This window comes from Methylomonas rapida (assembly GCF_024360925.2).
Taxonomy (GTDB): domain Bacteria; phylum Pseudomonadota; class Gammaproteobacteria; order Methylococcales; family Methylomonadaceae; genus Methylomonas; species Methylomonas rapida.
The window spans coordinates 516,704-537,364 of sequence record NZ_CP113517.1 but is presented as its reverse complement, the minus strand read 5'-3'; the positions used below and the strand labels follow the sequence as shown (position 1 = coordinate 537,364).

The 20,661-nt window shown below is 52.6% G+C and carries 16 protein-coding genes; 10 read left to right on the top strand and 6 right to left on the bottom strand.

The annotated features are described in order from the left end of the window. Positions 1–35 precede the first annotated feature (35 nt). Complete coding sequence (locus tag NM686_RS02475) at positions 36–2,780, bottom strand: Hsp70 family protein (RefSeq protein ID WP_255190366.1); 2,745 nt, start codon at positions 2,778–2,780, stop codon at positions 36–38. 492 nt (positions 2,781–3,272) lie between these two features. On the opposite strand from NM686_RS02475, the gene NM686_RS02470 reads away from it, so the two are divergent. From NM686_RS02470 to NM686_RS02460, 3 genes are all read left to right on the top strand, one after another. Continuing rightward, positions 3,273–3,659 (top strand): hypothetical protein, encoded by a 387-nt coding sequence (locus tag NM686_RS02470; protein WP_255190365.1) that lies wholly within the window; start codon positions 3,273–3,275, stop codon positions 3,657–3,659. Positions 3,660–3,737: 78 nt separating this feature from the next. Further along, positions 3,738–4,244, top strand: coding sequence for a DUF5658 family protein (locus NM686_RS02465; RefSeq protein ID WP_255190364.1), 507 nt, complete (start codon positions 3,738–3,740; stop codon positions 4,242–4,244). A 146-nt stretch (positions 4,245–4,390) separates the two neighbouring features. After that, the gene (locus tag NM686_RS02460) at positions 4,391–4,861 is read left to right on the top strand and encodes a MarR family winged helix-turn-helix transcriptional regulator (RefSeq protein WP_255190363.1); all 471 of its coding nucleotides are present in this window, start codon (positions 4,391–4,393) and stop codon (positions 4,859–4,861) included. Between the two features lie 612 nt (positions 4,862–5,473). On the opposite strand, the gene rnk is transcribed toward NM686_RS02460, so the two are convergent. After that, positions 5,474–5,896, bottom strand: coding sequence for a nucleoside diphosphate kinase regulator (gene rnk, locus NM686_RS02455; RefSeq protein ID WP_255190362.1), 423 nt, complete (start codon positions 5,894–5,896; stop codon positions 5,474–5,476). A 439-nt stretch (positions 5,897–6,335) separates the two neighbouring features. Here rnk and NM686_RS02450 point away from each other — a divergent pair, with 439 nt between their 5' ends. Beyond that, positions 6,336–7,616 carry an NAD(P)/FAD-dependent oxidoreductase gene (locus NM686_RS02450; RefSeq protein WP_255190361.1) on the top strand — a complete coding sequence of 427 codons (1,281 nt, stop codon included), beginning with the start codon at positions 6,336–6,338 and terminating at the stop codon, positions 7,614–7,616. A gap of 342 nt (positions 7,617–7,958) precedes the next feature. Here the strand turns inward: NM686_RS02450 and NM686_RS02445 are convergent, their stop codons facing one another. Then, positions 7,959–8,099, bottom strand: coding sequence for a hypothetical protein (locus tag NM686_RS02445; protein ID WP_255190360.1), 141 nt, complete (start codon positions 8,097–8,099; stop codon positions 7,959–7,961). A 375-nt stretch (positions 8,100–8,474) separates the two neighbouring features. Here NM686_RS02445 and NM686_RS02440 point away from each other — a divergent pair, with 375 nt between their 5' ends. Then, positions 8,475–11,909 (top strand): SbcC/MukB-like Walker B domain-containing protein, encoded by a 3,435-nt coding sequence (locus tag NM686_RS02440; RefSeq protein WP_255190359.1) that lies wholly within the window; start codon positions 8,475–8,477, stop codon positions 11,907–11,909. A gap of 156 nt (positions 11,910–12,065) precedes the next feature. Here the strand turns inward: NM686_RS02440 and NM686_RS02435 are convergent, their stop codons facing one another. The 3 genes from NM686_RS02435 to NM686_RS02425 all read right to left on the bottom strand — a co-directional run bounded on the left by NM686_RS02435 (position 12,066) and on the right by NM686_RS02425 (position 15,300). Beyond that, entirely contained in the window at positions 12,066–12,449 is a 384-nt protein-coding gene (locus tag NM686_RS02435) for an exosortase system-associated protein, TIGR04073 family (protein ID WP_255190358.1), read from the bottom strand. 181 nt (positions 12,450–12,630) lie between these two features. Then, positions 12,631–14,910 (bottom strand): Tex family protein, encoded by a 2,280-nt coding sequence (locus NM686_RS02430; RefSeq protein WP_255190357.1) that lies wholly within the window; start codon positions 14,908–14,910, stop codon positions 12,631–12,633. A gap of 192 nt (positions 14,911–15,102) precedes the next feature. Beyond that, on the bottom strand, positions 15,103–15,300 hold the full coding sequence (locus tag NM686_RS02425) for a hypothetical protein (protein WP_255190356.1): 198 nt from the start codon (positions 15,298–15,300) through the stop codon (positions 15,103–15,105). 199 nt (positions 15,301–15,499) lie between these two features. Here NM686_RS02425 and pap point away from each other — a divergent pair, with 199 nt between their 5' ends. From pap to NM686_RS02400, 5 genes are read left to right on the top strand one after another with little or no spacing between them, the layout of a single operon-like run. Further along, complete coding sequence (pap, locus tag NM686_RS02420; RefSeq protein ID WP_255190355.1) at positions 15,500–16,993, top strand: polyphosphate:AMP phosphotransferase; 1,494 nt, start codon at positions 15,500–15,502, stop codon at positions 16,991–16,993. Next, entirely contained in the window at positions 16,980–17,864 is an 885-nt protein-coding gene (locus NM686_RS02415) for a TRAP transporter TatT component family protein (RefSeq protein ID WP_255190354.1), read from the top strand. Before pap ends, NM686_RS02415 begins: the two co-directional genes overlap by 14 nt. 15 nt (positions 17,865–17,879) lie before the next feature. Next, positions 17,880–18,884: a TRAP transporter substrate-binding protein gene (locus NM686_RS02410; RefSeq protein ID WP_255190353.1), complete on the top strand. Its 1,005-nt coding sequence runs from the start codon at positions 17,880–17,882 to the stop codon at positions 18,882–18,884. 11 nt (positions 18,885–18,895) lie between these two features. Beyond that, positions 18,896–19,369, top strand: coding sequence for a TRAP transporter small permease (locus tag NM686_RS02405; RefSeq protein ID WP_269022286.1), 474 nt, complete (start codon positions 18,896–18,898; stop codon positions 19,367–19,369). 3 nt (positions 19,370–19,372) lie between these two features. Then, positions 19,373–20,656, top strand: coding sequence for a TRAP transporter large permease (locus NM686_RS02400; protein WP_255190351.1), 1,284 nt, complete (start codon positions 19,373–19,375; stop codon positions 20,654–20,656). Positions 20,657–20,661 lie beyond the last annotated feature (5 nt).

The following is a 20,661-nucleotide window of genomic DNA, read 5'->3' as shown; positions in this document are numbered from 1 at the left end:
CGAAATGAAGGTGGTACGCAATGCGTACCCTACGCCTAAATCAAACGCAAGCCCGGCGGCAACGCCTCGCCAAAAATTTGTTTTTCCTGGCTCTCGTCCAGTTGTTTGAATTCGGCGACCATTTCCTGCCAAATCGCCGGCGCCTTGGCTTCCTTCAACTTATCCAATACGAGCGCGCGCAAGTCTTCGTCGATGTCGCGCGCTCTATCGTCGCAACGGCGCGCCAGCAAAGTCGCCGCAAAACCGGCTTGGGTCTGTTTCTTCCAGTCGACTGTCAACAGCTGCTGCAGCCAGTCGGCCACCGTTCCGGCAGGAATCACATCGTGATTATTGCCGTGGAACGGAATCCGCGAGCCGATACGCCCCAAGGCCCACCAGCTTTGTTCGGGCTCGCCGGGTTTGGCCAGACGTTTTAACAGCCACTCGCCGAGTCGGATTTTATCCGCCACCGGCAAGCGCTCTAGAGCGGCGGCCAGCCTGACCATATCCTCGTAACCTCTGAGCGCCGCTTGCTTAACCACACCGGCTTGGCGGGCCGCGGCGGGATCGATGAACTTGGCGATGTCGTTAAACAGGCGTTGCTGCGCATCGGCCGCCAAACCGCCGGCTACACGCCGCCACAAGGTCCACCATTCCGCCCAGTTTTGCTTTTCGTTGACGAATTGCAGGCCTTCCGGATACAGCTTCCACAATTGCTCGGCCCGCCAATCGTCCAGCGGATAACCGAAACCGGGCCGCAGGCAAAAGCCAGCCAGGCTCAGCCACAATCGTTCGTGCTGCTCGCTACGGCGCCGGTATTTGACGCCCTCGGCAAGGACGGCGAAGAGTTCGCGCAACAATGGCGTACTCCATTCACCGCGCGGCATGCCCAGTACCTTTTCCAGATCGGCTCGCAAGGTTTTCACGGCCTTAGGATCGATTTGCTTGGACTTAGGCCCGAATACCGATTGGATCTTATCGATGGCTTGCGGCAACTGGGCCGGCAAGTCGGCAGTCATAGGCATCGCAGCTTTCTTGCGGATCTGAAACTCGACATCCCAGCGTTGATTGGCGTCTTCCACCGCGACGCATTGCAAACGCAAAGTGCCGACTTCGGTATGAGTAGCCGCCAACTGCACGGCAACCTCGGCCTTCTGCTGGCCTTCGAAAGCCACCGCCAAGGGCGGCAGGCTGTGGAAACGTTCGTCGTCCAGCTCGACGATCTCGCCGGGCTTGAAATCGCTATCGCCACTGTTGGACAACAAATTAAAGCGTACCGGCTGCCCGACGCGCAACGCAAATTGCCTGTCGCTCAACAGCACCTCATGGCCTTCCTCGCTGCCTTTCGGCAAAATGCAAACGCCGCGTTTGACGGCGTCTTTGCCGCCGATAGTATCGACCAACAAGAAATAACCGCGCGCTGCGCCGCCGCCTATCTTGAGCTTCTTGTCCTGCCTCGCCACTGCGTAACTGACCGCGCCATAAGCCACCGCAAGCTCCGGATGGCGGTTGCCCAGCAACAAGGGCTGTTGGCCGCCGCGCCAGGCGGTCAACAGCGCGGTCACGCGTTGCACCATGGTCTGGCTGCGAAACACACCACCATTCAACAGCAATGCATCCGGCACGATGTTGTCGCTGCCGAAAGCCGCTTTTGCAGCCTGTGCATGCAACTGCAAAAAGGCCGCGATATGTTTGCTGATAGCCGGTTCGGCCGCATAAGGCAGGCCGAACTCGACCACGCCGCTACGCTTCTTGTCCGGCAATTCCTGCAAGCCGGACAAGGGTAAAAAGCCTTCCAGGGCGATGTCTTTGACTTCCTCGCGCGTCAAGAAAGTGCTTCGGGTACCGCCTATCAGTTTGGAGCCGCCGCCCAACAAGGTCACCGCCATTTGTTCCGGCGCATCGTCGGCCAGCAATTTCTCTTTGGCAATGCGGCATTGTTCCAGCAATTGCGACAAATCCGCGGCCGAAAGTTTCTTGCCGTCTCCCCGCAACCGGCTTTCGGCTAGATGCGCCAGCGCCAGGTCGATATTGTCGCCGCCCAGCATCAGATGGTCGCCGACGCCGATTCGGGTCAGCTTGGGCTCGCCCTCGCCATGCTCGATCTTGATCAAGGTCAGGTCCGTGGTGCCTCCGCCAACGTCGCAGACCAGCAATAAGCGGCTATCGCCGAGACTGGGACCTACACTACCGGCATGGCGGCGCAACCAGTCGTAAACGACAGCTTGCGGCTCTTCCAACAAACGCACATCCGTCAATCCGGCCATCTGCGCTGCCCTGAGGGTCAACGAACGCGCCGACTCGTCGAACGATGCCGGCACCGTGATGACGACGTTTTGCCGAGACAATGGCGCCTGCGGAAATCGCTGCTCCCAAACCGAGCGCACGTGGCGCAAATAACTGGCGCTGGCTTCCAGCGGCGAGACCTTGAATACCGACTCGTCGCTGCCCCAGGGCAGGATTGCGGCCGTATGATCGACCGACGCATGCGATAACCAGCTCTTGGCGCTGGTCAACAAACGGCCTTGCGATTTCGCGCCCAACACGCGTGCCGCCTCACCCAAGATGGCGCCATCCTCGGCCGTCAGGAATCCGGCGGCATCACTGAATTCGCCCTGTGCCGGGTGATAACGCACCGACGGCAGCAATGGCCTTTCCGCGACTTCGCCGGGCGCAACCAATTGCTGAACCTCGAACAGGCGAATGTTTTTTTCCGGGTCATTGATCGCCGCATAGGCGACGACGGTATGAGTGGTACCTAAATCTATGCCGACTAAATATTGGGACGCTGTTGTGTTCACGGATAACTTCAAATCGATATGCGAGTTCAATGCTCAATCAGTCATTGAACACTGTACGCATCAGCAATGCAACTCTAGCGCGCTGAAACTTGCTCAACGAAAGAAGCAGCCCACCCAACCCACGTAAAACGAAACGCGATAGCGGTTCCGTCGGAGGTTAAAGAATGAATACGAAATAATCTATGCAAGTATTCGTAAAACTACCATTATGACGGGATCTTTAGGTCTGCGGCATACCTTGCGCCGTTTTTAGGATCATCCACGGCAGCCACCGACTCGAACTCAAAGGAAAAGCCATGCGAAAAGCGCGACGCATTCCACAAAACAAGTATTCATTAAAACTATTTAGTTCTAATGCTAACTATATTTGATAAACTTTGCCCGCACTGAATGATTGATTTGAACCTCAGACACACAAGTTCGCTTTAATCGTGACGTGCAAAAACCCGGCTCACTATTCATCCCTTTTTCTGGCTTAACGAGGTTTACATCATGTATTCATTTAAACAATTCTTATCATTTGCCGCTGCCACCGCCGTGATCGGTGCCCTGTCTTTTTCCGCGTCCGCGGCTACTTTCAGCCACGAAGAGGTAAAAGCCGCGCTGGAAGGCACCATTTCAAAAGTCAAAGCCTCCATCGTCGCCTTGGAAAGCGGCGCGGATAAAGACACGGTAGCGGATCTGGTTAGCGATGCCAAGCAACAGCAAAAAGACATTGAGAACAACGATCTCGATGTCAAGCGTCAACACGCCGGCAAACGCTTGAATACCGCCTGGAAAGCAGCACGTGGAGGTGATTTGCAACTGGCTGGCGAATCGTTGAAAGATGCGCTGGCCCGCTATGAAGAAATGCAAAAAATTTATGTTTCCAGCCATTAAGCCGTAAACATAGTGGCCGGCTGTCGTGATTGTTTCCGCAGCCGGCTCATCCGCAATCTACACAACAGGGGGCATCTTATGTCCGCATCTGAAGCAAGCATTGAACAACGCATCGTTCAAGCCGGTGTGGAGTGTCACACACTGGTTCAAGCCATCCATGATCAACTGAAAACCGATTACATTCGCGAGCAATGCAGCCCGCTTCATCCGCTGGCCATAGTGAAAACCCGAATGGGTCGATTTTTTGCTTTCCTTTCAGGTTCGCAAGACAGACCGAAATTATTCGCCAACACGGTATTGATTGCATCATTTGGTGGTTTGCATGTTATGGACGGCATCGTCACCTACCTGGGGTTGACGTTTGCCGAACTGGCGGAAGTGAATCCAGTTCTGAATTACTTTGCTGGATTGCTGGGACTGGGCATTTCCATTACCGTACTCAAACTAGCGATTCTGGCTGCGATCATCGTCATTTTTACCGGGCGACGCACGATTGGTCATCGGGGGACGGCGGTGCTAGCATTGGCCGTCATGTTCTACAGCGGGGTGGTCATTAACAACGTGTTGCTGCTTGCCGGTTTATAAACATCCGCACGCAAGCTCTGGAAACAGGCCGAGCCCCCTGCATTAACCGCTTGAATTTGGCCTGGGCATTGTTAGGCCGAGCTTGAGAACAAGGCGGCTTATAGTTATTATCGGGTCGTCCTAATTAAAACAACTATTTGGGTGTTATGTCCTCTGTATCAACATTTCCAACCGTATTGCGCCAATTATTGCGCACACACCAGGCATTTTTATCTTATGCGGCAAGACATGTTCATCCTCTTGATTTAACGTTGCCGCAATACGATGTGATCATCAGCTTGGGCAATACCAAGGGCATGCAGCCCAAGAAACTCGGTGAGGAAACTTTGATTACCAAAGGCACGCTGACAGGGGTTGTCAGACGTCTGGAAGATAAAGGTCTTGTCGAAAGGCTTGCTTCAAAAAAAGACGGTCGCAGCCAAATCATACGTTTGACCGAGGCTGGCCGCGCCATATACGAACAAACCTTTCCTGATCATCTGACCCATATCAATCGACTCTTCGATGATTATGCGGCCGAAGAGGTCTCAAAACTGGAGGCCGATTTGGTGCGGCTCCATCAAGCCATACTCACTGCGCGAGGCGATAGCGCCGAAGAGCTTGCTGATGAATTCTAGCGGGACACCAAGGATTAGGCGCGCCGACTTTGCAACGCATTTTTACGCTCAGCCGTATATGCCCACCAAGGCGCGGCTCGTCGCCGCCAATAAAACGTGTCACTGAAATGAAAACGTCAATTACACACGGGTTATGCTTACACCCCGTAATGATGCTGGACACTTACTAAGTTGCGACTGCATTATAACTACCTATTACAATGCCGTAAGCCGGAAGGAGTGAAGCCGACGCTAAAAACAACCATTTCTGCATTTGTTTCCTGAAATAAATTGATACGGAGATACTAAACAAAGCCGGCCAAATACCATACAAGCAGCCCATTGCCATTCCTATTCCAAGTTCATGCCGGATAGGGTTGTTTACCTCATGCATATACTGAATCAGGAACGATGAAGCCGTTAACCAAAATAGCCACCCAATGACATCACTGCCAATAAGCAGAACTTTCCATGTAGTCTTCATGACAGCTAACGCCCACCATAACCTGCCGACAGAAGTAACGCGCCGCGGAAGATTTGCTTTTGCCCGTCCGAACTGATGACTCTGTTATGTGCGATTTTCAACGTACTTGACCAAGCAACTGAGCAGGTGATCCCAAACAGTATCCATACTCACCGGTGGTACTCACCAGAGCGTTCTGGTTGATAGGTGACTTCTTTGATGCGGACTCGCAATACCCCACCGCCTGGCTTGGGCCATTCAATTTCGTCCCCTTGAGACAGCCCAAGCAGAGCACTACCCACAGGCGCAAGAATTGAAATCTTTTCGCCAGAATCGTCCACGCTGGAGGGATATACGAGTGTTAGACAAAACTCTTCGTTTGAGGATTCGACTTCAAACCTCACAGTGGAATTCATCGTTACCACCGTGGGCGGCACGTCTTTCGGCTCTACCACTTCCGCGCGCGCCAACTCAGCCTCAAGCTCGTTCTTGCCAGGAAAGGATTTCAGCGGTAGTGACTCAATAAGCTTCTCCAGACGCTCTACATCTACCGACGATATTATCAGCTTCGGTTTCGTATTCATTTCTGTCATCTTACGCTCCTGTGGGTAAAGCGAATGTGAATGGAATGCCTAATAAGCAGTTGGATAGATAACTGTATCTCTACCGGTAATTTCTGCCATTGAATCAGATTGAAAGATAGACTGCAATGATGAGGCTGCATCACGACGACCGGATATTCCGAGCTCTGGCTTGCGGATACTGGTGGCGGCGGCCAGCGAAACATCGTCCGGTTAGTTGAACTCATATTCTAATGGTTCTAATGGTCGCCAACCCGGTTTTCCGTTCGGCAACGCCTCAATCCCCATATTGGAAAAGCTGAAAAGTGACTTACAATCAACGTCTTTTAATTTTCCCAAAATCATCACTGTGTTGCCGGCCGTTTTGCTCCAGTCTGAGCAATATGAAATCCGTCCCTCCCCCAAGCAGTCATGGTATTAGTAAATCGCTTCAAGATTCAGGTGAAATCGGATGACGCAATGTGAAAGATTCGATGTGGCGGTGATCGGCGGTGGGCCTGCAGGAACGAGTGCCGCAACCCTATTAGCCAAGGCCGGAAAGCGCGTGGTATTGTTCGAACGTGCGCGTTTTCCCAGGTTTCAAATCGGCGAATCGTTATTACCCGCCGGTTGGGAAATCTGGCGGAGACTCGGCATAACGAAAAAGATTGAGGCCGAGGGTTTTACGGTGAAGCAGGGCATCAATTTTGGCATGTTCAACCAAAAGCCCGATGTGTTATTGCTGACTGCGGAATATCCCGACTATTTCGAACGGCCCTACACCTATCACGTCGAACGCGCGCGTTTCGATGAAATTTTGCTCGAACATGCCGAGGAATGTGGCGTGGACGTGCGACGTGAGTGGTCGGTTGCGGACGTGCTATTTGAAGGCGATCAAGCCGTTGGCGTCAATGCCGGGGCTAACGGCACGACACCTAGCCCCATTCATGCATCGGTGGTTATCGATGCGTCAGGGCGGGAATCGTTGATTGCGCGCAAGTTAGGCTGGCGTCGGCCACTACCCGAACTGAACAAAATCAGCCATTTCGCGCATTTCAAAGGCGGCTTTCGCCGCAATCCCCATGATTTTGTCACGTTTGGCGAAGTCATCGATGGCTCGGTCACTACCGACATTCATACCATCGACGGCGGCTGGGTTTGGTATATCCCGTTAAGGAACAATGTGACCAGCGTCGGCGTAGTTTTGGATGCCCGCGCCGCCAAACGCTTGGGAACTTCTCCGCAAGAATGCTTTGAGACGGCGATCAATCGTTGCGATTGCGTGCGCGACTGGCTAACAGGCGCCGAGCAAACGATGGACGTCAAGACCATCGCTTCTATCGGCTATATCAATGACCGCTTTCACGGCGACGGCTTTTTACTGCTAGGCGATGCCTCGATGTTTGTCGATCCGGTTTTTTCCGCCGGTGTTACGCTGGCGATGCGGAGCGGTCTTTACGCCGCCGACACCATTCTTGATGGTTTTGCCAACGGCGGCGATTTCAGCGCTTTGCGGTTAAGCGCCTATGAGGCGCGGATCCGGGAACCGATGGAACGCATTTTCAAAATGATTTATAACTGGTACCGCATTCTGGAACAGAAAGATGCCAACAATATCATCCTACGTTCCCGGAATAGCCCCATGCTGCGCGAGCGCTTTATTGTGTTGCTCTCTGGCGGTTACGACAAGGTCAGCATGGAGCAGATACTCGAGGCGGCCAACGAACCGAAGTCAACCTATTTGGTTTCATGAGCCAAATTCGGCATTTTGCCTCTGAAAGTCACGCGATAGCCCCAAAAACCAAAGGCATATCACCGTTGACTTTCATTTGCCGGGGCGGCGCCGAGCCTTCATGAACGTTACGGACAATGTTCAGACACATTCATTGTTGAGCTATCCTCAATATGCCTGCTTTTAGCCATGCCGCGTACCTACATGGCTTTCCTCCCCCTCAAAAGATACGAAGCTTTTAGCTCGTATTGGCCCAAGTCAAAGCGGGCGCATTCTAGTGAACTCAAAGCGTCTTGCCCAGAAAAAGCGCGACAGTTTGCCACAGCTCAATGCTATTGCACGGACAGTATGTTCAGAATCGATTTAATGGTGTTCAGGCGCATACCAGGCCTCTGAAACCATCTTCGCCAAATCCTTAATCAAAAAAGCAAATAGCTGGAAGAGCGAAATGACGATCAAAGTGCTAATAGTGAATCCCGCGATGGCGGCAAGCGCAATTTTCATAGGGCCTCCTGTTGATTTCAAGCCTCTTACAAACGACAAAAATACCGATAAGCCTATGATTTTCCAGTATTAAATTTAATTTTCAAGTGGTTTTTTAGCTACAATTGTGGCGTGATTTATTTATACGACGCGGGATCAAAGGCTTAGAATTTGTCGTTAATGTTGTTTGCGAAAAATATTTTTCCAAAAATTCAGTTTCCCAGAACAGCGAGGCGCCCCGGTGAAACCCAAAAGCCGCCACTTTGTTTCACCAAATGCCATCGTGTATCATGCCGTTTTAATGTATCAACATTTTCCAGCGCGTAATTTTTGGACACCACTACGGACCCCGCCCAACAAAATAGCGCCGACAAATAACCTTGATTTCAATCACTTATGCGCATACTCAATATCTATTTCAAAAACATCAATTCGCTGGAGGGCGAAGGCAGGGTTGCATTCGACCAAGGCCCCATTGCCGACAGCGGTGTTTTTGCGATTACAGGCCCTAACGGCTCTGGAAAAACCAGTATCCTCGATGTGATTACCTTGGGCCTTTACGGCGAGACCTTCCGTTTCGACAAGCCCGCCGAACATGTGATGACCAAGCAAACCGATGAATGCTTTGCCCAGGTCGAATTCGCGTTGGCCAACGAAAAATTCCGCTCAAGCTGGGAAGTCAAAAATACCGACTCCGCCGCGCCCGTATTTCCCAAAATGACGTTGCTGCGGCTCGGCGAGCAACAAGAACTGCTGGCGGAAACCCCCAATCAAGTACGCACCCGCATTGCCGAATTGACGGGCATGGATTTTCACCGTTTCAGCAAGTCCATCGTCTTGCCGCAAGGCGATTTCGCCGCATTTTTGAACGCACTCGACAGCGAGCGTATGGATATTTTGGAAAAGATCAGCGGCACGGATCTTTATGCGGATTATCGGCAAAAAGCCGAACAACAATTCACCCAGGCCCAAACCCGCTTAAGCCAGGTACAACAAGATATCGCCACCATCCCGTTCATGAGTCAAGAGGCGTTGGCCGCCGCTACCCAGGACCTGCAGGATTTCAAGGAGCAAGCCGAAGAATTCAAGCAGCAGCGGCAACAGGTGCAACAGCAACTGGCAACACTGCAGAACATCGCCACGCTTGAAAAACAACAGCAGCAGTTGCGATTCAAACGCCAGGATTTGATCGAAGCGATTGCGCGCCATCAAGTGGATTTGGAAAGAATCGCCAACGGCCAGGACGCACTTCAATATCGCGGCGAAATAAATCTGCTTGACAGCAAACAAGCCCTGGTCGAGCAACAACAAACAACCCTGGAGAGTTACCGCCAAGAGCTGGCCATGTTACAACGGCAGCTCGGCAGCGACATTAACGCGCCATCCGTGACGCTACCGGAAAAATCGCTGGCAGAACAAAAACAGCTTGTCGATGCGTTGAAATTGTCGATCAGCGAATTAAAGCTGGAACTCCCCCGTCAACGCGAGTTGGCCGCCTCGATACAACAACAAATCAGCAACAACCAAGCCCCTCTTGCCGAAATAGAAAACTGGTTACAAACACATCAAAGCGACGCCAGTCTGCTCGAGGACTTTCCCGACGTCGTTCGTCTGCGTAACCTCAGGAACGAGCTGATAGAACTCGGCGCCAAGCAAAAAGCCAACGCCAACTGGATCAAAAATACCTCGGGAGCGCTGAAAAAGAACAAGACAGCACTGGAAACGACCCAGCAAGATCTCGTTGATTTGAAACAGCAAATCGAAAGCGATAGCCAAACCCTGGAAGAACTGGCCCAAGGCAAAAGCTTCGACGAACTGAAGGAGCTACAGCAAGAGCAGCAGTCCCGCGTCAACGACTTGCAGGAAATGGTTTCACTGGCCAATGCGACTTCAAAATTGACGTATAAGGGCTGGCTGTCTTGGCTGGGCATCAAAAGACAGGTGGACATTCCGCCCAATCAAGCCGAGCTGCAGGCTCGGCTTGATGAGCTAAGCGAAGAATTGAGCCGCGAGCAAAACATCATCAAGGTCTTGGAGCAAGCCCTACGCAACGAGGCGTTGATCAAGAAGATGAGCGCCGACCGCGCCAAGCTGATCGAGGGACAGCCGTGTTATCTATGCGGCTCGATTAGCCATCCTTACGTGCAAAAACCACCGGTTTATACCGATGCCAAGAAAGCGCTACTGGATCAGCGCAACAAAATTCAGACCCTGAAAACGAGTGTCGAACAAGCCAGCTCGCAACTGAAAGCGGCACAAAAATACGGTTCGCAAATGTCGGCCAGACAACAGCGCCTGCAGCAAATGCATTCGCAGTGGACGGTTTTGGCCAACCGCATGAACATCATGCGCGGCGGCATGGAGATTGGCAATTTATCCTTGCAAAAACAGGTGTTGGCCGAGGAAACCGAAGAACTGAATAAACTCAATGAACTGGTCAAGCAGCATGCTCAATTGCAACGCAGCATTGCAAAAATGAGCGCCGAAATCGACGGCAAGCAGGCCACGCTAGAAAAATTGACCGCGACGGTGGCCGAACTGGAAGCACGCTGGAACGATAGACCACCTGAATTCGATGAAGTCGAAAAACTATATGCCGAGCGCCGCTCCGAAGAAAGCGCATTGCTGGAAAAACTGGAAAAACAACTGAGCGCCTTGGGCGAAAAACTACCCGGTAAAGGCAAGGAAAATCCCTTGTTCGACCGCCTGAACAGCCGGCGCCAAGACTATCAGATTCATTTGCTGCGGCAAGAAGGTCTGCAAAAAGACATCGCCGAATTGAACGAAAAGCTGCAAGCCTGCGAAAGTAAAATCAACCACTATCAGCAGCAACTTGCCAGCAACACGGAAAACTTGAGCCAGCAGGAATTATTGAGCCTGCATATTGCCGTGATCGAAAAACAAAAATTGATCGTCGAGCAGGAACAGCAATTACGCATCACGCAAATCGAATACAAAACCATTTTTCAAACCTTGACGGACAAGATAGCCGGCACCCCGTTCGAATCGGTTGAAATCTTGACCAGCCTGCTACACTTGTTCGCGCAGGAAAATGACATCCGCCAGCAACTTGAAAAGGAGAATATCAGCCTGACGCAAACCGAACAGCAGTTGCAGGAGCTGGGGCTCAGACTCGACAGCGAAACCGCGGTGGCTGACGGCTGGATAGCCGAGGATATTCAGCGAGAAGTGGTCAACATCGACACCAGAATCGACATTGCGGAACAAGAAGTTCAGACATTGACCAACAAACTCGCCAAGCAACGGCAATATCAGGAAAAATTACAAACCCTGCAGGCGCAAGCCGATGAGCAACAGCGCTTGTTTGTCGAGGCTGCGGCCGAAATGAAACTGATCAATGACGACCCGGCCGGATTCAGGCGTCGGATTCAAGGTTTGATGGCCGACAAACTGCTGTCGCATGCCAATCAAATCCTGGAAAAGTTGAGCGGCCGCTATTACGTGCGCAGCGGCACCAGCGAACTGGGTCTGGCCTTGGAAATAGAAGACACCAAACAGAAAAACGCCCGCCGCTTACCGCAAACGCTGTCCGGCGGCGAAAGTTTCGTGGTCAGTTTGGCACTGGCGTTGGCGCTGGCGGAAATAGCCAACAACGGCAAGGCGATCGATTCGTTATTTCTGGACGAAGGCTTCGGCAACCTGGATGCCGAATCGCTCTATCTAGCGATGAGCACGCTGGAAAACCTGAAAACGCACGGCAAGACCGTAGGGGTCATTTCGCACGTCGAAGGCGTGAAAAAACGCATCAAAACCCAAATCGAGCTGGTGAAAAAACCGAATGGGCTTAGCGAACTGAAGATGGTGGCTTAGGATTTGGCTAGAAATCTGTTTAGGGGCGATTTTAATCGCCCCGGGCGAATGAATTCGCCCCTACCATCGAGAATACGGAACTTATTTGTCACAAAATCCTTAATGCACGACGAAGGCGGAGGCCTCATGCCCGAACGAGCATGAGGCCTCTGACATTCAGCGGCTTTCTTCGTAAACCAATATCGGGCCATAAGTCGTATCGGCATAAAAATCATCCCAGATGAACAAGGGATCGATAACCGGATAGGTTGGAATCGGCGCCGAAATCAAATCCAGGAACCCCACCCCAATACGGCCTGTCATATTCAGCAAACCTTTGATCATGCCGCCGGTAAATGCATAAACGAAATTGCTTTCGTTATTGACGATGATGATGTTTTTGGGAATCTCGCCTACCGCGGTCGTGATATTGCCTAATCCGCTCGCCAGCTTGCGCCCAACGATTTCACCGTAACTTTCGGTCGGTTCGGCTTGCAACGGATTTGCAGCGGTCAAACAGCCAACCAGCAATAAACATGCGAGGGTACGATTGTGTTTCATATCTTTTCCTGTGAATTGATGGCTGTAACGGGCCGTAGTCGGTTCGAAACCAGGCCCGGATGAAAAGCCAACCTTGAGTCAATGGAATCTGGCCTGAGATCATTGCCGCGTTATTCCCTGCAATTCCCATGATTTCAAGCCTTTTCTATTCGGGGCCAAAGTATAGCAGAGCCTTGTTATTTTATTTTTTCAGCGCTTTGGCAAAAGCGTTGCTCATCGTATTTTGCAAAACGGGTTGCGGTTTGGGCTTATGCGTACCGGTTTTTTGCGATTTTTCGCTGCGCACGATGTCGCTACTGTCGATATTTTTCTTCATGCTCAACGAAATACGCTGACGCGCCACATCAACCTCCAACACTTTGACCTTGACCATATCGCCGGCCTTGACTACATCGCGCGGGTCCTTGACGAAATCGTCAGCCAGATGCGAAATATGCACCAAGCCATCCTGATGCACGCCTATATCGACGAACGCGCCGAAATTGGCGACATTGGTCACCACGCCTTCCAGGCTCATGCCCGGTTCGAGATCGGTGATTTTTTCCACGCCTTCCTTGAACTGCACACTTTTGAATTCTGGCCGAGGATCGCGGCCCGGCTTTTCCAGCTCTTGCAGAATATCGGTCACCGTCGGCAAACCGAACTCCTCGCTGGTGTAATTGGCCGGATTCAGGCCGCGTAAAAACTGGCTTTGCCCGATCAAGTCTCGAATGGATTTGCCGGTATCGTCCAGGATCGCATTGACCACGGGATAGGCTTCGGGATGCACGGCCGAGGCATCCAGTGGATTGTCGCCATTCATGATGCGCAAAAAGCCAGCTGCCTGTTCGAAGGCCTTGTCACCTAAACGCGGCACCTTTTTCAATTGATGCCGATTGGCGAATGGGCCGTTTTGATTACGGAAAGCGACGATGTTTTCGCTGATGCTGGCGCTCAGGCCGGAAACCTGTTTCAACAGCGCGGCCGACGCGGTATTGACGTCGACGCCGACCGCATTCACGCAGTCTTCTACGACCGTATCCAGCATCCGCGCCAGCTGCACCTGATTGACATCATGCTGGTACTGGCCAACGCCAATGGATTTGGGTTCGATCTTGACCAACTCCGCCAGCGGGTCTTGCAGACGGCGGGCGATCGAGACGGCGCCGCGCAGCGATACGTCCAATTCGGGAAACTCCTTCGCCGCCAGTTCGGAGGCCGAATAGACCGAGGCCCCGGCTTCGGACACCATGATTTTCTGGACTGGCAATTCTTTATGCCGCTTCATCAGATCGGCCACCAATTGGTCGGTTTCGCGCGACGCGGTGCCGTTACCAATACTGACCAACTGCACGCCATACTGGGCGATCATCCGAGCCAGCGTGGCGATGGACTGATCCCATTGATTTTTCGGCGGATGCGGATAAATCGTTTCGGTTGCCAGCAATTTGCCGGTCGCATCGACCACGGCAACCTTGACGCCGGTGCGAATGCCCGGATCGAGACCCATGGTTGCCTTGTGTCCTGCCGGCGCGGCCAACAACAAATCCCGCAAATTACTGGCAAATACCCGAATGGCTTCCTGTTCGGCCGCTTCGCGCAGGCGCAATTTCAGATCCATGTCGATGCGGGTAAACAGCTTGACCTTCCAGGCAAAACGCGCGGTTTCCGCAAGCCAGGCGTCGGCGGGCTTGGCAGGATCGTTCACCTGCAGGCGCTGACAGACGAATTGCGCGCATAATTGGTGTTCGTCCTGATCCTGTTCGGCGGGTTTCAACGTCAGCGTCAACATATCCTCGTTGCGACCGCGAAACAGCGCCAGTGCCCGATGCGACGGAATTTTATGGATGGCTTCGCTGTAGTCGAAATAATCCTTGAACTTGGCGGCTTCGGTTTCCTTGCCGGCAACGACAGTCGATTGTAAGATGCCTTTGCGCCAGATGCGTTCGCGCAGTTCAGCCAATAATTCAGCATCCTCCGAGATGCGCTCCATGATGATCTGACGGGCGCCGTCCAACGCCGCCGCCACATCGGCCACGCCTTTGTCGATATCGATATAAGCAATGGCCGCTTGCTCCGGAATCAGATCGCGGTTTTCCAATAGGGCATCGGCCAAGGGTTCCAGGCCGGCTTCGCGCGCGATTTGCGCCTTGGTCCGGCGTTTGGGTTTGTATGGCAGGTACAAGTCTTCCAACAAGGTTTTGGTGTCGGCGTCCAGAATGGCTTGTTCCAGCTCCGGAGTCAGTTTGCCTTGCCCGCGTATGCTATCCAGAATGGTTTTGCGCCTGTCGTTCAGTTCCCGCAGATAAATCAAGCGCTCTTCTAGCATGCGTAACTGGGTATCATCAAGGCCGCCCGTCGCTTCCTTACGGTAGCGGGCGATAAACGGCACGGTAGCGCCTTCGTCTAGCAAGGCCACGGCGGCGGCCACTTGTTGGGATTTAACGGATAGTTCTTCGGCAATACGCTGGATAACGTCCATATCTGACAATTCTGGGTAGTTTGAACAGGAGGAACATTCTAACAGCAGAAACGGACAAATGAATCGGCCATGGCCGTTTGCGGGGGCGATGACCGAAATGTCCACCCCAGAAATAAAAAAGCCATCTCACGCCTTGCGGCGGGAGATGGCTGAATCGACTAAAAATTTATTGTTTTTATAACTTTAACTGCTTTATTTCAGTTGTTTGGTGACGTCGTTATTGAAATCTTTGTGTTGCTTCAGAACTTGAGCTTCAGCGGCAGCGCTAGTTTCGCCTGAACCTTTCAAATGCTCGGTTTCACGGCTTTTCAGCAGGAATACACCAATGATAGCAATTAAGGTAACTGCGATGACAACGGTCATTGTGTTATCTTTTTCTTGTTCAGCCATTTTTAAATCCTCATTTGATTGTTGTAATAATTATGCCCTTAAACAGGGGCAACTCGAGTTGCATGTCGAAGTTAATATTATTTTTGGTCGACGGGACATTTTTTACACTTAATTTTGTTTTGTGTCAAAACATAATTTCAAATCGTGCCTTAAAGCCGAATGTTCGCTAAAGTGATGCTCAAAAAAAGGAGCTTATGCCGTGTTTGAAGTCGCTGAATTAGGCCACACCATAGAGAAATCCGTTTACAAGGAAAAATCCGCCCAGTTGCGCGCGGCATTGCTGACCATCCAAGCTCAGCTGAAAAAATACCCGTTCCCTGTCATCATCATCATTTCCGGCGTGGACGGCGGCGGCAAGGGCGAGGTGATCAATCGCTTGAATGCCTGGCTGGATGTGCATTACATGCGCACCATCGCCTTGGGCGAACCGACCGACGAGGAACGCGAACGCCCTAAATTCTGGCGTTTCTGGCGCACACTGCCCAGCAAAGGCACGATAGGCATCTATGTCGGCTCCTGGTATAGCGACCCGATCGCGCAGCGGGTCCAGCAAAAAATTGACGCCCATGCCTTACAGACCGAACTCATCCAAATCAATCAGCTCGAGCAACTGCTTACCGATGATGGCGCATTGATCATCAAGTGCTGGCTGCATTTAAAAAAAGAGGCTCAACTCAAACGCTTGAAAGAACTTGCCAAGAATCCCGCCTCCAAATGGCGCGTCACCGATAAGGATAGGCAGCATTTGGGAATGTACGACGCATTTATCAATGTGGCGGAACAGATCCTGACCGAAACCAGCAAGGCTTATGCTCCCTGGCTGATCGTCGAAGGTTCCGATATTCGCTACAGCAGCCTGACGGTCGGTCAGCATGTATTGGAACGTCTTCAGCAACACATGCAACAATACGACGCCGCGCATGCCGCCCACAACGGCAACGACAGTCCGCTGGAAAGCCAGATCGAACAATACAATCTACTGGATGCGCTGGATTTGTCATTAAACCTAGACAAATCCAGCTATAAAAAAGAGCTGGAAAAATACCAAGGCAAACTCAACGAGCTAACCCGGCATGCGCTGGCCGCCAAGCGCTCCAGTATTTTAGTGTTCGAGGGATGGGACGCCGCCGGCAAAGGCGGCGCCATCAGACGATTGACCGAAGCGATGGATGCCCGCCATTACCAAGTCATCCCCAGCGCGGCGCCCACCGATGAAGAACGCGCGCACCATTATCTATGGCGCTTTTGGCGCCATATTCCGCGCGCGGGCCAAATCACGATCTATGACAGAAGTTGGTATGGCCGGGTACTGGTCGAGCGGGTGGAAGGCTTTGCCAAAGCCGGCGAATGGCAACGCGCTTATTCCGAAATCGTCAATTTCGAGGAAGCCATGCTGAACCATGGTATCGTCATCCTGAAATTTTGGCTGCATATCGACCGCGACGAACAAATGCGCCGCTTCAAAAGCCGCGAACAAATCGCTTACAAGCAGTTCAAAATTACCGAAGAGGATTATCGAAATCGCGAAAAATGGGACAATTATCAAAAGGCGGTCAACGAAATGATCGCCCGTACCAGCACCTGCAAATCGCCCTGGCTACTGGTGGAAGCCAACGATAAGAACTATGCTCGCATCAAAATCATTAAAGCCTATTGCGAACGTCTGGAGAAAATGCTCGATGAAATCCATTAGCCCGCCATGCTTGCCGTCCCGCCATGCCTGCAGAACCCTAGCCATAATTCCTTTACTGCTTGGACTCAATGGCTGCGGCTATCTGATCAGCTCGGCAACCGAAGACTTTTCCACCCGGCTAAAACAAGCCGTCATGGAACATGACGACCCCGAAACGGTGACCGGCGCCTTGCCGGCCTATCTATTGTTGCAAGAAGCTCAAATCCTGGGCGATGCCGATAACGAAAGTCTGTTGTTCTCCACGGCCAATTTGTACGGCGCCTATCTCGGCTTGTTGCCCGACGACCCGGTACGCAAACGGCGCCTGAGTCAGAAAAGCCTGGACTTCGCATTACGCGCGGCCTGTGTTCATGACGACAAATGGTGCAGCTTGCAACAAAAATCGTTCGATGATTTACGCCCCCTGATCGAACAGACCGACGCGGACGATACCGACAGACTCTATGGCATTGCCACGGCTTGGGCGGCCTGGATACAAGCGAATAAAGACAATTGGAATGCCATTGCCCAACTGGCGCAAGTCAAACTGCTCATGCAACGCGTACTGGAACTGGATGATACCTATAAACAAGGCAACGCCCATGTTTATATGGGCGTCCTGGAGAGTTTGGTTCCCGAAAACCTGGGCGGAAAACCGGAACTGGCGCAACGGCATTTTCAACGCGCCTCGGCGCTGGCGCCCGACAATCTGATGACACGCGTGCTCTACGCGAAACATTACGCCCGCATGGTGTTTGACCGGGATTTGCACGACACTCTGTTAAAAAGTACCCTAAATGCAAAGCCAACCGCTCCCGGCTTGACCTTGATAAACACCCTGGCGCAACAGCAAGCACAGCAATTGCTGGATAGCGCCGACGATTATTTCTAACTGCAGCGACATCTAATGAAACAGATATTACTAAAATCTTTGGCCCTTGCCCTGTTGTTGGGCGCGCAAAGCGTAAGCGCGGTTACGTTAAAAATTGCGACACTATCGCCCGATGGCTCTTACTGGATGCAAAAGATGCGCGCCGGCGGCGATGAAATCGAAAAACAAACCGCCGGGCGCGTCAGCCTGAAATTTTATCCCGGCGGCGTGATGGGCGACGATGCCACCGTATTACGCAAGATGCGCCTGCATCAACTGCAGGGTGCCGCGGTCACCAGCGGTGCCCTGAACGGCGTATATCCAGACATTCAGCTCTACAATCAGATTCTGTTGTTCCGCAACGAACAGGAAGTGGACTATGTCAGACAAAGAATGGATAGCGAATTGATGCAAGGCATCGAGCAGCACGGATTAGTGGCCTTGGGTTTTGCCGATGTCGGTTTTGCCTACATGATGTCGACCGTCCCCATCCGCACCCTGGCCGACATGCGCAGCCAAAAGGCCTGGGCTCCGGATGACAACAAAATCGCCGTCAACGCCTTGCAGGCCTTCGGCATCTCCCCTATTCCGCTGCCCTTGCGCGATGTGCTGATGGGCTTGCAAACCGGCATGTTCAACGTGGTTTCCGGTTCACCGGTAGGCGCGCTAGCCTTGCAATGGCATAGCAAGATTCGTTATGTCACCGATTTGCCCATGCTGTACTTGTTTGGCGTACTGGCGATCGACAAGTCCGCATTTGACGAAATCGCCGCCGAGGATCAAAAAATCGTCCGCGAAGTCATGGCGAGCGTCATCAAGGAAATCGACCAGCGCAGCCGCCAGGACAACCAGCAAGCCATCGAGGCGCTGAAAAACCAAGGCATAGAGTTCGTCAAACCATCGCCAGAATCCGTCGCCGAACTGAAACAGACCATTGCGGCCACCAACGACGCCTTTGAAAAAAGCGCGAATCTGAGTCCGGAAAAAACCGCCAAGTTACATGCCTACTTGCAAGAAATCAGGGCGCAGGCAACCCCCTGAGCGCCATGAGCATGCTAAGCAAATTGCATCGACTGCTGCTCAAAACGGAAACGCTGCTGCTGGGAGCGCTGCTGCTGTCGCTGATCGTGATAGCCGTGGCCCAAGTCCTGCTGCGCAACTTTTTCGGCGGCGGCCTGCTATGGGCGGAGGCCTACACCCGCATCAGCGTGCTCTGGATCGCGCTGATAGGCGCAATGATAGCCGCCCGCCGGCGTAACCACATTGCAATCGATGCCTTGGCCAACCGCCTGCCGGCGTCATGGAAACAGCCACTGCAACGCATCACCGACGGCCTGACCGGGCTGATCTGCCTTGCCGCGACCTGGTTTAGTCTGGACTTCGTGATTCAGGAACAGGCATACGGCGACAAGGCCTTTGCCGCCATCCCCACCTGGCTCTGCGAAGCGATCATCCCATTCGCCTTCGCGATCATCGCCGTGCGCTATGTCATCGCCGCGCTGCTGCCCGACCAACCCTCCCCCTAAACCATGACAATTTTCCTTGCCGCACTCCTGGTGTTGATGTTGCTGCTAGGCATGCCGCTGTTTGCGGTGATCCTGGCAGCGACCATGCTGGGTTTTTACAGCACCGACATCGATCTCACCGTCATCAGCGCGGAGCTGTACCGTATCGCCAACACCCCCTTATTGGTCGCACTGCCGCTGTTTACTTTGTCGGGGTATGTACTCTCGGAAAGCAACACCTCCGAACGTCTGTTGCGGCTGACACGCGCCTTGTTCGGCTGGATGCCGTACGGTCTGGCGGTCATTTCGCTGATGACATGCGCGGCATTTACCGCATTTACTGGCGCATCCGGCGTTACGATCATCGCTTTGGGCGCTTTATTGTTGCCCGTATTGATCAAAGAGGGTTACGAGGCCCGATTCAGTCTGGGACTCGTCACCACATCCGGCAGCCTGGGCTTGTTATTGCCGCCATCGGTACCGCTGATTTTGTACGGCGTGATCGTTCAGCAAATCAACATCGGCGAAAGATTCACGTTGCCGGAGCTCTTCATGGCCGGTTTGCTGCCCAGTTTGTTGATGATAGTGTTATTGACATTCTGGGCGCTCTGGGCAAATCGCACGGCCAAGCTCGACAAAACTGCGTTCAATTGGCCCGAAGCCTTCGCCGCCATCAAGGCCATTGGCTGGGAATTACCGTTACCCTTTTTCATCATTGCCGGCATATTCGGCGGCTACCTGGCGATATCCGAAGTCGCGGCCGCGACGGCATTGTATGTGTTGATCGTGGAAGTCTTCATTTACAAGGAAATCCGCTTCAACAGCCTAACCCGCATCATCAGCGAAGCCATGCAAATGCTGGGCGGCATTCTGTTGATTCTAGGCGTGTCCATGGCATTCACCAACTTCTTGATCGACGCCGAAGTACCGATGCGCCTGTTCGAGTGGGTCAAAGGCCATGTCGACAGTCACATCAGCTTCTTGCTGCTGTTGAATCTGTTCTTGCTGATACTTGGGGCCATTCTGGATATTTTTTCAGCCCTAGTAATCGTCGTGCCGCTGATCGTGCCGATGGCGGTAGGCTATGGCATCCACCCGATTCACTTGGGCATCATTTTTCTCGCCAACATGCAGATAGGTTATCTGACACCGCCCGTAGGCATGAATTTGTTCATTGCCAGCTATCGCTTCAATAAATCCATCACCGAGCTCTATCAAGCGACCCTACCCTTCATGCTGACGCTGTTGCTGGCGGTATTTATCATCACCTACGTACCCTGGCTGAGCACCTGGTTTCTTGCCAGGTAACAGAA

Excerpts from the sequence above, each read along its gene's own strand:
- NM686_RS02405 (WP_269022286.1), top strand. The coding sequence starts at position 18,896 with ATGCTAAGCAAATTGCATCGACTGCTGCTCAAAACGGAAACGCTGCTG.
- NM686_RS02460 (WP_255190363.1), top strand. The coding sequence starts at position 4,391 with ATGTCCTCTGTATCAACATTTCCAACCGTATTGCGCCAATTATTGCGC.
- NM686_RS02445 (WP_255190360.1), bottom strand. The coding sequence starts at position 8,099 with ATGAAAATTGCGCTTGCCGCCATCGCGGGATTCACTATTAGCACTTTG.
- NM686_RS02465 (WP_255190364.1), top strand. The coding sequence starts at position 3,738 with ATGTCCGCATCTGAAGCAAGCATTGAACAACGCATCGTTCAAGCCGGT.
- NM686_RS02440 (WP_255190359.1), top strand. The coding sequence starts at position 8,475 with ATGCGCATACTCAATATCTATTTCAAAAACATCAATTCGCTGGAGGGC.
- rnk (WP_255190362.1), bottom strand. The coding sequence starts at position 5,896 with ATGACAGAAATGAATACGAAACCGAAGCTGATAATATCGTCGGTAGAT.
- NM686_RS02435 (WP_255190358.1), bottom strand. The coding sequence starts at position 12,449 with ATGAAACACAATCGTACCCTCGCATGTTTATTGCTGGTTGGCTGTTTG.
- NM686_RS02470 (WP_255190365.1), top strand. The coding sequence starts at position 3,273 with ATGTATTCATTTAAACAATTCTTATCATTTGCCGCTGCCACCGCCGTG.
- NM686_RS02415 (WP_255190354.1), top strand. The coding sequence starts at position 16,980 with ATGAAATCCATTAGCCCGCCATGCTTGCCGTCCCGCCATGCCTGCAGA.
- NM686_RS02425 (WP_255190356.1), bottom strand. The coding sequence starts at position 15,300 with ATGGCTGAACAAGAAAAAGATAACACAATGACCGTTGTCATCGCAGTT.
- NM686_RS02410 (WP_255190353.1), top strand. The coding sequence starts at position 17,880 with ATGAAACAGATATTACTAAAATCTTTGGCCCTTGCCCTGTTGTTGGGC.
- NM686_RS02450 (WP_255190361.1), top strand. The coding sequence starts at position 6,336 with ATGACGCAATGTGAAAGATTCGATGTGGCGGTGATCGGCGGTGGGCCT.
- NM686_RS02430 (WP_255190357.1), bottom strand. The coding sequence starts at position 14,910 with ATGGACGTTATCCAGCGTATTGCCGAAGAACTATCCGTTAAATCCCAA.
- NM686_RS02400 (WP_255190351.1), top strand. The coding sequence starts at position 19,373 with ATGACAATTTTCCTTGCCGCACTCCTGGTGTTGATGTTGCTGCTAGGC.